The organism is Streptomyces sp. ISL-94, from assembly GCF_018614075.1.
In the GTDB taxonomy this organism is placed as follows: domain Bacteria; phylum Actinomycetota; class Actinomycetes; order Streptomycetales; family Streptomycetaceae; genus Streptomyces.
The window spans coordinates 73,913-85,040 of sequence record NZ_JAGGOZ010000037.1 but is presented as its reverse complement, the minus strand read 5'-3'; the positions used below and the strand labels follow the sequence as shown (position 1 = coordinate 85,040).

General features: G+C 74.6%; 11 protein-coding genes. 6 read left to right on the top strand and 5 right to left on the bottom strand.

Annotated elements, in window-relative coordinates:
* The coding region (locus J7E94_RS14300) for a LysR family transcriptional regulator (RefSeq protein WP_215015552.1) at positions 1–847 on the bottom strand (847 nt) is incomplete at its 3' end.
* Positions 848–958: 111 nt separating this feature from the next.
* On the opposite strand from J7E94_RS14300, the gene J7E94_RS14295 reads away from it, so the two are divergent.
* Complete coding sequence (locus J7E94_RS14295; RefSeq protein WP_215015551.1) at positions 959–1,717, top strand: SDR family NAD(P)-dependent oxidoreductase; 759 nt, start codon at positions 959–961, stop codon at positions 1,715–1,717.
* Between the two features lie 366 nt (positions 1,718–2,083).
* Here J7E94_RS14295 and J7E94_RS14290 read toward each other — a convergent pair whose 3' ends face one another.
* On the bottom strand, positions 2,084–2,482 hold the full coding sequence (locus J7E94_RS14290; protein ID WP_215015549.1) for a RidA family protein: 399 nt from the start codon (positions 2,480–2,482) through the stop codon (positions 2,084–2,086).
* Positions 2,479–3,624: an acyl-CoA dehydrogenase family protein gene (locus J7E94_RS14285; RefSeq protein ID WP_215015547.1), complete on the bottom strand. Its 1,146-nt coding sequence runs from the start codon at positions 3,622–3,624 to the stop codon at positions 2,479–2,481. The genes J7E94_RS14290 and J7E94_RS14285 overlap by 4 nt, the downstream gene beginning before the upstream one ends.
* A 121-nt stretch (positions 3,625–3,745) precedes the next feature.
* Here J7E94_RS14285 and J7E94_RS14280 point away from each other — a divergent pair, with 121 nt between their 5' ends.
* From J7E94_RS14280 to J7E94_RS14260, 5 genes are read left to right on the top strand one after another with little or no spacing between them, the layout of a single operon-like run.
* A complete protein-coding gene (locus tag J7E94_RS14280; RefSeq protein WP_215015545.1) occupies positions 3,746–5,395 on the top strand; it encodes an AMP-binding protein in 1,650 nt (549 codons plus the stop codon).
* 60 nt (positions 5,396–5,455) lie between these two features.
* A complete protein-coding gene (locus J7E94_RS14275) occupies positions 5,456–6,256 on the top strand; it encodes a PaaX family transcriptional regulator C-terminal domain-containing protein (RefSeq protein ID WP_215015543.1) in 801 nt (266 codons plus the stop codon).
* 26 nt (positions 6,257–6,282) lie between these two features.
* Positions 6,283–6,678: a hypothetical protein gene (locus J7E94_RS14270; RefSeq protein ID WP_215015541.1), complete on the top strand. Its 396-nt coding sequence runs from the start codon at positions 6,283–6,285 to the stop codon at positions 6,676–6,678.
* Positions 6,679–6,721: 43 nt separating this feature from the next.
* Positions 6,722–7,561 carry a GNAT family N-acetyltransferase gene (locus J7E94_RS14265; RefSeq protein WP_215015539.1) on the top strand — a complete coding sequence of 280 codons (840 nt, stop codon included), beginning with the start codon at positions 6,722–6,724 and terminating at the stop codon, positions 7,559–7,561.
* Positions 7,558–8,028, top strand: a complete 471-nt coding sequence (locus J7E94_RS14260) for a hypothetical protein (protein WP_215015537.1) — start codon at positions 7,558–7,560, stop codon at positions 8,026–8,028. The genes J7E94_RS14265 and J7E94_RS14260 overlap by 4 nt, the downstream gene beginning before the upstream one ends.
* Positions 8,029–8,036: 8 nt before the next feature.
* Here J7E94_RS14260 and J7E94_RS14255 read toward each other — a convergent pair whose 3' ends face one another.
* Together J7E94_RS14255 and J7E94_RS14250 are read right to left on the bottom strand one after the other, a co-directional pair.
* Entirely contained in the window at positions 8,037–10,286 is a 2,250-nt protein-coding gene (locus tag J7E94_RS14255) for a bifunctional salicylyl-CoA 5-hydroxylase/oxidoreductase (protein WP_215015535.1), read from the bottom strand.
* A gap of 4 nt (positions 10,287–10,290) precedes the next feature.
* Complete coding sequence (locus J7E94_RS14250; RefSeq protein ID WP_215015533.1) at positions 10,291–11,118, bottom strand: enoyl-CoA hydratase family protein; 828 nt, start codon at positions 11,116–11,118, stop codon at positions 10,291–10,293.
* Positions 11,119–11,128 lie beyond the last annotated feature (10 nt).

Sequence of the window (11,128 nt, the reverse complement as noted above, 5' to 3'; positions counted from 1 at the left end):
GCGGGCGGGGGCCGGGGCGGGTGGCGCAGTACCAAGTGCGGGTCAGCGGCTGCGCGCCGATGCGGACCAGGGCGAGGCCGTGCGAGGCCACGTACGGGGCGGCCACCCAGTTGGGCAGTACCGTCACGCCCTGGCCGCCCGCCACCATCTCCACCACCAGGTCGGTCACCACCGGCATGGTGGTGATCCGGGCGGGCCGGGCGCCGACCGGCAGGGGCAGCGGCATCGACGGGATGCGCTTCTGGTCGTAGAAGTCGTAGAGGACGAGGTCGGCGCCGTCGAAGTCGCGGGCGGTCAGGTGCTTGCGGGAGGCCCACGGGTGGCCGGCGGGCACCACGGCCATCATCTCGTCGTCGAACAGCGTGGTCAGGGACACCCGGTCCATCTGCAGGTCCGGCTTGGTGATGAGCGCCACGTCGATCCGGTCGGCGAGGAGCGCCGGGACCGGCGCGTCGTCGGGGACGGTCTCGATCCGTACGTCGATGCCGGGTTCGCGCGCGCGGAAGGCGCGCAGCACGGGCGGCAGCCACGGGAAGGTGGTGCTGCACTGCGCGGCGAAGCGGACCCGCCGGTCGCGTCCGTCGCGGAGCTCCCGCAGGTCGCGGGAGGCCGACTCCAGCTCGCCGAGTACCTGGCGGGCGGCGACCAGCAGGCGGCGGCCGGCGGCGTTCGGGACCAGGCGGCGGCCCTTGCGGTCGAAGAGGGGCATGCCGAGGCGGGCCTCCAGGCGGGTCAGCCGCTGGCTGAGGGCGGGCTGGCTGACGTAGAGCCGCTCGGCGGCGGCGGTCAGCGAGCCGGCCTCGGCGGTGGCCTCCAGGAGCTCCAGGTCACGCAGATCCACATCCATAACCTGGGATTATCACATGCTCCAAACTACGTCGTGGTCTTATGAGTTGGGAGCTCCTAGGTTTCTGGTGTCAGCACGACCAACCGTTCAGCCGCGAAGGGCACGAGAACCATGACCGACACCGCTACCGCTACCGCTACCCGTACCACTGCACTGATCACCGGCTCCTCCAGCGGCATCGGGCTGGACATCGCCCGGGCCTTCCTGGCGAGCGGCGCCGACGTCGTCCTCAACGGCCGGGACGCCGACCGCCTGGCCAAGGCCGCGGCCGGCCTGGGCCATCCCGAGCGGACCGCCTGGGTCGCGGGCAGCATCGCCGAGCCGGAGACCGGCGAGGCGCTCGTCCGTACCGCACTCGACCGCTTCGGCCGCGTCGACGTCCTGGTCAACAACGCGGGCACCTTCGCCTCGAAGCCGTTCACCGAGGTCACGGCGGAGGAGCTCGACTGCTTCCTGACGGGCAACCTGAGGGGTACCTACCTCACGACCCAGGCCTTCGTACGGGCGCTGCGCGCGCAGGGCGGCGGCGGCAGCGTCGTCAACATCGGCACCGTCCTGGTCGACCACGCGCTGGCGGGCTTCCCGGCCTCCGCGCCGGTGGTGAGCAAGGCGGGGGTGCACGCGCTGACGACGAGCCTGGCCGCGGAGCTCGCCGCGGACAACATCCGGGTCAACCTCGTCGCGCCGGGCATCGTCCGCACCCCGCTGCACGCGGAATCCGATGTGGACTCCTTCGGCGGGATCCACCTGCTGAACCGGATCGGCGAGGTGTCCGAGATCTCCGAGGCGGTGCTCTACCTCGCGCACGCCGGCTTCGTCACCGGGCACGCCCTGCGCGTGGACGGCGGCCACGTCATCGGCCGCCCGTAGCCTCCCGGCTGTGCCGGCCCGGCGGCTTCGCCGCGCGGGGGCTCCGACCCGAACCCCCGCGCCTCATACGCCGGCGGGGCTGAAATCGCGCTCCGCGCGATCCAGCCGCCGAACCCACCCGGCCCCGCCGAACCCACCCGGCCCCGCCGGGGCACATCCAGCCTTGCCGGGGCACATCCAGCCCCTCCGGCGTGTGAGGAGCGGGGTCCGGGGCGGAGCCCCGGTCCTGAACCCGCACCCACCCACTCGGGCGAGCCACCTCCAGCCCCGCCGGCGTTTGAGGCGCGGGGCACGGGGCGGAGCCCCGGTCCTGAACCCGTACCCGCGCACGGAGGCACATCCCGCCCCGGAGGGGAAGGGCGCGGCTCAGGGGAGGACCGCGATGCCGTCCAGTTCGAGCAGGGCCTGGTCGTCCCAGAGGCGGACCACGCCGATGACGGCCATCGCCGGATAGTCACGGCCCGCCAGGCGGCGCCAGACACGGCCCAGTTCGGCGGCATGGTGCCGGTACGCCGGGACGTCGACGGCGTACACCGTCACCCGGGCCAGGTCGGCCGGGGTCCCCCCGGACGCGGCGAGCGCGGCCAGCAGGTTGGCCAGCGCCCGCTCGAACTGCTCCGGCAGGGTCTCCCCCACCACCTTGCCCGCGCCGTCCAGCGCGGTCTGGCCCGCCAGGAACACCAGCCGGGAGCCGGTCGCGGCGACCGCGTGCGAGAAACCCGTCGGCGGCGACAGCTCCGGCGGGTTGATCCGTTCGAGGCTCATCGCGCGGCCACCTCCCCCGGCAGCGCCCGGTACAGCTCCTTCGCGATGATGCCGCGCTGCACCTCGCTCGCCCCCTCGTAGATCCGCGGCGCCCGCACCTCCCGGTAGAGGTGTTCCAGCAGGTGGCCCCGCCGCAGGGCCACGGCCCCGTGCAGCTGGACCGCGTGGTCCACCACGTACTGGGCCGTCTCCGTGGCCAGCAGTTTCGCCATCGCCGCCCGGCGCGGGACCTCCGGGGAGCCGGGGTCCCGGTCGTAGGCCCCGGCCGCCGCGTACACCAGCAGCCGGGCCGCCTCCGTGCGGGTGGCCATCTCGGCCACCCGGTGCGCCACCGCCTGGAGGTCGCTCAGCGTCCCCCCGAAGGCGGCCCGGTCCGCCGTGTACGCGAGCGTGGCGTCGAGCGCGGCCCGTGCCATGCCCACCGCGAACGCGCCGACGCTCGGCCGGAAGAGGTTGAGGGTGTCCATCGCGACCCGGAAGCCCCGCCCGGGCTCGCCCAGGAGGTCGTCCCGGCCCACCGGGACCCCGTCGAAGGACAGGGACCCGATGGGGTGCGGGGACAGCATGTCCAGGGACTGCCCGCCGAGTCCGGGGCGGTCCGCCGGCACCAGGAAGGCGGATACCCCCTTCGCCCCCGGGCCCTCACCCGTCCGGGCGAACACGGTGTAGAAATCCGCTTCCGGGGCGTTGGAGATCCAGCACTTCTCGCCGCTGAGCCGCCAGCCCCCCGCCGGCTCGGGGGCCGCCGCCAGCGCCAGCGCCGCCGCGTCCGAGCCCGCCCCCGGCTCACTCAGCGCGAAGCCCGCCACCGCCCGCCCGGCGCGCACCGCCGGCAGCCAGCGTTCCCGCTGCGCCCCGCTCCCGGCCCGCAGGACCGGGTGGGCCCCGAGTCCCTGGAGGGCGAGGGCCGTCTCGGCCTCCGTACAGCCGTAGGCGAGGGATTCGCGCAGCAGGCACAGGTCCAGCGCGCCCGATGCGAACACCCGCTCCAGCAGGCCCAGCTCACCCAGCTCCGCCAGCAGCGGCCGGTTGACCCGCCCCGGCTCCCCCTTCTCGGCCAGCGGCCTCAGCCGGCCGGCCGCCAGTGCGCGCAGCTGCCCGCACCATTCCTCCTGGTCCACCCCGAGCGCGAATCCGGTCATCCGAACATCCCCGCATCTATCGCGTCCTGTTGACTGCCGTCACCATCACGATACGCTCGTGTGGCAACAGCACGGCCGGCTCCACCCACATCCGGGACCGTTGCAAGGGGGCGAACCCGCCTTGGAACTCAAGCCTTCCGCTCATGCCGACACCTTCGCCCGCGACCATCTGCCCCCCTCGGGCAGCTGGCCGGAACTCCTCTTCGAGCTGCCCGAACTGGCCTATCCGGACCGCCTGAACTGCGGGGCCGAGCTGCTGGACGCCACCATCGACCGGTTCGGGCCCGACCGCCCGGCCTTCCGCAGCGCCGCCGGCGAGGTGTGGACGTACGGCGGGCTGCGGGGGCGCGTGGACCGCCTCGCCCACGTGCTCACTGTCGATCTCGGCGTGGTCCCCGGCAACCGGGTCCTGCTGCGCGGCCCCACCGGCCCCTGGCTCGCCGCCTGCTGGCTCGCGGTGATGAAGGCCGGCGCGGTGGCGGTGACCGTCCTGCCCCAGCAGCGGGCGAAGGAGCTGGCCACGGTCTGCGCGATGGCCCGGGTGAGCCACGCCCTGTGCCACACCGGGGCGCTGGACGACCTGGCCAGGGCCGAGGTGCCGGGGCTGCGGATCACCGCGTACGGGGGTGAGGCCCCGGACGACCTGCTGCGGCTGGCCGAGCGGCACGACGGGGCGGCCTACCCGGCCGTGGAGACCTCCGCCGACGACGTCGCCCTGATCGCCTTCACGTCCGGCACCACCGGGCGGCCCAAGGGCTGCATGCACTTCCACCGCGACCTCCTCTCGGTGGCCGACACCTTCTCCCGTACGGTCCTGCGCCCCCGACCGGACGATGTCTTCGCGGGCAGTCCGCCGCTCGGGTTCACCTTCGGCCTGGGCGGGCTGGTCGTCTTCCCGCTGCGGGCGGGCGCGTCCGCGCTGCTGCTGGAGGAGGCGGCGCCGCGGCACCTGCTGCCCGCCCTCGCCCGGCACCGGGTGACGGTCCTGTTCACGGCGCCCACCGCCTACCGGACGATGCTGGACGCGCTGGGCACGGACGAGGCGGGCGTGTACGACCTCTCCGCGCTGCGCCGCTGCGTCTCGGCCGGGGAGAACCTGCCCGCCGCGACCTGGCAGGCCTGGTACGAGCGCACCGGCCTGCGGATCATCAACGGCATCGGGGCCACGGAGCTGCTGCACATCTTCATCTCCGCCGCCGACGAGGACATCCGGCCGGGTACGACCGGCCGGGTGGTTCCGGGCTGGCAGGCGCGGGTGGTGGACGCCTCCGGCCGGCCGGTCGCGGACAACGAGCCGGGGCTGCTGGCCGTGCGCGGGCCGGTGGGCTGCCGCTACCTGGCCGATCCGCGGCAGGGCGAGTACGTACGGGACGGCTGGAATCTGACCGGTGACACCTACGTGCGCGATCCGGAGGGCTACTTCCGCTACGTCGCCCGCGCCGACGACATGATCATCTCGGCGGGCTACAACATCGCGGGCCCGGAGGTGGAGGAGGCCCTGCTGCGCCACCCGGACGTGGTGGAGGCCGCGGTGGTGGGCCGCCCGGACGAGCGACGCGGGCAGATCGTGGTCGCCTACACCGTCACCCGTGAGGGTGTGGTGCTCACGGAGGAGGACTTGCGCGCCTTCATGCGGGGCGAGCTGGCCCCGCACAAGTGCCCGCGCTCCTTCGTCTTCGTGCCCTCCCTGCCCCGCACCGCGACGGGCAAACTGCAACGCTTCCGGCTGCGCGATGGAGGACCTGTCCGGCCGGTCAGGCCGGATCAGTGAGCGCGCGCACCAGGGCACGCGAGCCCGGCTGACCGGCCGGACAGGTCCTACAGTGAATGCGTGGTCGAGCAGCACACCCCGCGATCCTTGATCGTCACGTTCTACGGAGCCTACGGGCGGGCCTTCGAGGGCCCGGTCCCGGTGTCCGCGCTGATCCGCCTGCTGGGCGCGGCCGGCGTGGACGCCCCGTCGGTCCGCTCGTCGGTGTCCCGGCTGAAGCGGCGCGGCTTCCTGCTGCCCGACCGCGCGGCGGACGGCTCGGCCGCGTACGAGCTCTCCCAGGAGGCGCGGCAGCTGCTCGACGACGGCGACCGGCGGATCTACGGCGGCCCGCCCCGCTCGGACGAGTGGCTGGTGGCGGTGTTCTCCGTCCCGGAGCAGGAGCGGCACAAGCGGCACCTGCTGCGCTCCCGGCTGGCCCGGCTCGGCTTCGGCGCGGTGGCGCCGGGCGTGTGGATCGCCCCGGCCGGGCTGGCGCAGGAGACGGGTCACACGCTGGAGCGCCTGCACCTGACCCCGTACGTGGAGCTGTTCCGGGGCGCCCACCTCGGCTTCGCGCCGACCGCGGAGGCCGTGGCCCGCTGGTGGGACCTGACCTCCCTGGCCAAGCAGCACGAGGAGTTCCTCGACCTGCACGAGCCCGCCCTGCGCGCCCTGCAGACGGGGCCGGACCCGGCCCCGGAGGAGGCCTACCGCGGCTATCTGCTCGCCCTGGACAGCTGGCGCCGCCTGCCGTACGCCGACCCGGGCCTGCCGCGCGAGCTCCTCCCGGCGGACTGGCCGGGCGACCGCGCGGCGGCCGTCTTCACCGAACTGCACGCCCGGCTGCGGGACGCGGGCGCGCAGTTCGCGCAACCGTGACCGGGCGGGCCGCGTCGTAGCGGGGTATGACGCCACGCGCCGCAGCCCCCTCCCGGGCGAAACGATTCTGTATACGGGTCTCCGCCGTTCTCGCCGGCCTCGCGGCGGGCTGCGCGGCCATCGCGCTGGCCGCCCGCGCCCGGGAGTACTGCGGCGCGGGCACGGACGCGGGCGGCCGCTTCGAACTGAGCCTCACGCTGCTGCCGCTGACCGCGGCCTTCGCCACCGTGGCCCTCGTCGTGGCCCTCCTCCTGGACCGGCGGCCCGTGGCCCTGCAACTGGGCACCGTCCTGGTCGTGCCGGCCGGGCTGACCGTGCTGTACTTCGCCCTCCGCGGCACCCTGGACGGCTATCCCGGGGATCCGGCCCGGTGCGGGCCGGACAATGTGCCGCCGTGGTGGCCGGGGTGGCTGCCTGCCTGAAAAAGCGGTCGCACGCGGGTCCGGGGCCGCGCCAGTATGGGCCATGACCTGGACCTTCACTTCCGACCTGACGGCCTATCTGGCCGCGGCGGGCCCGGCCGTGACCGCGCAGCCCGTCTCCAACACCCTTCTGCTGACGGTCGCCGACCGGCTGAAGCGACAAGGCATCCACGCCTACGGGTCCGCCGACCCCCTCTTCGGGTGGTGGACCGGGCCCGACGGCACCGCCGCCGCCGGCCTGCTGTGCACCCCGCCGTTCCCGCTCCAGCTCGGCGCGGCGCCCGAGGAGGCGGTCCGGGCCCTGGGGGAAGCGCTCAGCACCGAGCCGCTGCTCGCCAAGCTCCACGGGATCAACGCCCGCCGCCGGGACGCGGAGGCGCTGGCTCGGGCGTGGGGCCGGCCCACGCGGGTCGCCGAGGAGACCCGGCTCTACCGGCTGGCCGGGCTGGTCGCCCCGGATCCCGCCCCGGCGGGGCGGGCCCGGCTCGCCACCGAGGCCGACATGCCGCTGCTGCTGGACTGGATCGAGGCCTTCCACGCGGAGGTGGGGGGGCCGGGCAGCGCCAACGAGGCGGGCCTGCGGCACCGGATCTCGTACGGCGGCATCCTGCTCTGGGAGCGCGCGGGCACCCCGGTCTCGCTGGCCTCCTTCAACCGCCCGATCGGCTCCGCCGCCCGCGTCGGCCCGGTCTACACCCCGCCCGCGCTCCGCGGCCGCGGCTACGCCGCCGGGGTCACGCACACGGCGAGCGAAGCGGCGTACGCGGCCGGCGCCTCGGAGGTCCTCCTCTTCACGGACCTGGCCAACCCGACCAGCAACGGCATCTACCTGCGCCTGGGCTACACCCCGGTGGAGGACCGCACCGAGGTCGTGGCCGCGTGAGCACCCCGGACGAGCCGGACGAGCCGGACGACCCGCCCGAACCGCCCGAACCTCTCTGGATCCTGGCCGCGAACGTCGTGCGGTGGCGCCGCTGGGGCGAGGGCGGCCAAGGCCTGCGCCCGGGCACGAAGACCTTCAAGGGCGGCGCCAAGGTCCATGTCTTCGACACGCTGGACGGCGGGGACTTCTGCATGGTCGTCGGCCGCCCCCGGCAGACCCGGCGCTACGTGTGGGAGTACGTCCACACCCGCCATCTGCACACCTTCCGGCCGAAGCTGGTCCGCAGCCCGGCCGTGCTGCGCGCCGCCGAGTGGTCGAGGTTCTGGGGCTCGGCGGCCTCGGCGGAGGCGGCGGAGGCGGCGCCCGCACTGGAGCGCCACGCCTGGGAGCTGCGCAGCGAGCGCTGGCCGCACTGGCCGCATCCGGAGCCCTGCCTGTGCCACGAGTGCCTCGCCCTGGGGCGCTGAACCGGGCGTCAGCCGCGGCCCGTGGGCGGCTTGCGGCTGCCCGCGCGGTAGGGGGCGGGCCAGGGGGCGGCCGGGCCCTCGTAGGACTGTTCGGCTGCCGCGTGGAGGGTCCAGTGCGGGTCGTAGAGGTGGGGGCGGCCGACGGCACAGAGGTCCGCCCGGCCCGCCAGGAGGAGGGAGTTGACGTCGTCCCAGGAGGAGATGGCGCCGACGGCGATGACGGGGACGCCCAGGGCGTTGCGGATCCGGTCGGCGTAGGGGGTCTGGTACGAGCGCCCGTACTCGGGGACCTCGTCCGCGACGACCTGCCCGGTCGAAACGTCGATGGCGTCCGCGCCGCGGGCGGCGAAGGCGGCCGCGATCTCCACCGCCTCCTCGGGCGAGGTGCCGCCCGGCGCCCAGTCGGTGGCCGAGAGGCGGACCGTCATCGGGCGGTCGTCGGGCCAGACGGCGCGCACCGCGTCGAAGACCTCCAGCGGGAAGCGCAGCCGGTTCTCCAGGGAGCCGCCGTAGGCGTCGGTGCGCCGGTTGGTCAGCGGGGAGAGGAACCCGGAGAGCAGGTAGCCGTGGGCGCAGTGCAGTTCCAGCAGGTCGAATCCGCAGTCGGCGGCACGGACGGCGGCCGCCGCGAACTCGGAGCGGAGCGCCGCCAGGTCCGCTTCCGCGAGGGCGCGCGGGACCGCCGAGACGCCCGGCCGGTAGGGCAGGGCCGAGGCAGCCACCAGCGGCCAGTTGCCGTGCGGAAGGGGATCGTCCATCCCCTCCCACATCAGGCGGGTGGAGCCCTTGCGCCCCGCGTGCCCGAGCTGGACGCCGAGCGCGGTCCCCGGCGCGGAGATGTGGACGAAGTCGGTGATCCGGCGCCAGGCCGCCGCCTGCTCCGGGGTGTACAGCCCGGCGCAGCCGGGGGTGATCCGGCCCTCGGCGCTGACGCAGACCATCTCCGTCATCACCAGCCCGGCCCCGCCGAGGGCCCGGGCGCCCAGGTGCACGAGGTGGAAGTCCCCCGGTACGCCCTCCTCGGCCGAGTACATGTCCATCGGTGAGACGACGACCCGGTTGCGCAGGGTCAGGCCGCGCAGCGTGAACGGGGTGAACATGGGCGCAGTCGCCTCGTCCGAGCAGCCGAAATCCCGTTCCACGGCCCGCGTGAACCGCTCGTCGCGCAGCCGCAGGTTGTCGTGGGTGACCCGGCGGCTGCGCGTGAGGAGGTTGAAGGCGAACTGCCGGGCGGGCTGCTCCACGTATCCGGCGATCTCCTCGAACCAGCGCATGCTGGCGGCCGCCGCCCGCTGTGTGCTGGCGACCGCGGGCCGCCGGGCCGCCTCGTACGCCGTGAGGGCCGCCGGTACGTCCGCCTCCGCGGCCACCGCTTCGGCGAGCGCGAGGGCGTCCTCCACGGCGAGCTTGGTGCCCGATCCGATGGAGAAGTGGGCGGTGTGCGCGGCGTCGCCGAGCAGGACCACGTTGCCGTGGGACCAGCGCTCGTTGACGACGGTACGGAAGCCCGTCCACGTCGAGCGGTTCCCGCGCAGCGGCCGGCCCCGCAGGGCCTCGCTGAAGATCTTGCCGCAGCGGGCCGCCGATTCGGCCTCGTCACACAGGTCGAAGCCGGCTGCCCGCCACACCTCCTCCCGCATCTCCACGATCACCGTGGAGGCGTCGGCCGCGTAGGGGTAGGCGTGCAGCTGCATCACGCCGTGCTCGGTTTCCGCGATCTCGAAGCGGAAGGCGTCGAAGGCGAAGTCGGCGGCGAGCCAGATGTACCGGCAGCGCCCGTTCGTCACCGTCGGCCGGAAGTGCGCGGCCCCGGCCTCCCGGGTCGCGCTGTGCACTCCGTCCGCCGCGACCACCAGGTCGTACGAGGCCGCGAGGGCCTCGGCGGCCACCGGCCCGGTGCGGAAGCGGAGCCGGACGCCCAGCCCGGCGCAGCGCTCGTGGAGGATCTCCAGGAGCCGGCGCCGCCCGAGGGCGGCGAAGCCGTGGCCGCCGGAGGTCAGCAGCCGGCCCCGGTGCACGATGTCCACGTCGTCCCAGCGCACGAACTCCGCGCTCAGGGCGGCGTAGACCACGCTGTCCGCCTGTTCGATGCCGCCGAGGGTCTCGTCCGAGAGGACCACGCCGAAGCCGAAGGTCTCGTCCGGCGCGCCGCGTTCCCAGACGTCGACAGTGTGCCCCTGGCGGGCCAGCAGCGCGGCGGCGTACAGCCCGCCCGGTCCCCCGCCGACGACCGCGACCCGCATGGCGCCCGCAGACATCCGGCTACCTTCCCTTCCAGTCGGGCGGCCGCTTCCCGGTGAAGGCGGCGTGGAACTCCGCGTAGTCCTGGCCGTTCATCAGGAGGGCCTGGGTGGCCGCGTCCAGTTCCACGGAGGCGGCCAGCGGCATGTCGAGCTCGGCGGTGAGCAGCGCCTTGGTCTGCGCGTAGGCGAGGGCGGGGCCGGCGGCCAGGTGCGCGGCGAGTTCGGCGGCCCGTACGTGGGCCTTGCCCTCCTCGGTGAGCTCGCTGAGCAGGCCGATTCGCTCGGCCTCGGGGGCGCGTACGGGCTCTCCGAGCATCAGCAGCCGGGTGGCGTGGCCGAGGCCGACGACGCGGGGCAGCAGATAGGCGGCGCCCATGTCGCCGCCGGAGAGGCCGACGCGGGTGAAGAGGAAGGCGAAGCGGGCGCTGGGGTCGGCGATCCGGAAGTCGGCGGCGAGCGCGAGGACGGCTCCGGCCCCGGCGGCCACCCCGTGCACGGCGGCGATCACCGGGAAGGGGCATTCGCGGATCGCGCGGACGACCTGGCCGGTCATCCGGTTGAAGTCGAGGAGTTGGGCGGTGTCCATGGCGAGGGTGGCGCCGATGATCTCGTCCACGTCGCCGCCGGAGCAGAAACCGCGCCCCTCGCCGCCCAGGACGAGGGCGCGTACGGAACGCTCACGGGACAGTTCTGCCAGCAGATCGCGCAGGTCGGCGTAGGCGCCGAAGGTGAGCGCGTTCAGCTTGTCGGGGCGGTCGAAGGTGACGGTGGCCACGCCGTCCTGCCGGGTCACCCGGAGGTGGTGCCACCGTTCGGTCGCTGCTGTGGAACCGGTGAAGGGGCTCACCGTCACGACG

Bases quoted from the DNA above. Each gene is read 5' to 3' on its own strand.
- J7E94_RS14295 (WP_215015551.1), top strand. From the start codon at position 959: ATGACCGACACCGCTACCGCTACCGCTACCCGTACCACTGCACTGATC.
- J7E94_RS14290 (WP_215015549.1), bottom strand. From the start codon at position 2,482: ATGAGCCTCGAACGGATCAACCCGCCGGAGCTGTCGCCGCCGACGGGT.
- J7E94_RS14285 (WP_215015547.1), bottom strand. From the start codon at position 3,624: ATGACCGGATTCGCGCTCGGGGTGGACCAGGAGGAATGGTGCGGGCAG.
- J7E94_RS14270 (WP_215015541.1), top strand. From the start codon at position 6,283: ATGACGCCACGCGCCGCAGCCCCCTCCCGGGCGAAACGATTCTGTATA.
- J7E94_RS14265 (WP_215015539.1), top strand. From the start codon at position 6,722: ATGACCTGGACCTTCACTTCCGACCTGACGGCCTATCTGGCCGCGGCG.
- J7E94_RS14255 (WP_215015535.1), bottom strand. From the start codon at position 10,286: ATGTCTGCGGGCGCCATGCGGGTCGCGGTCGTCGGCGGGGGACCGGGC.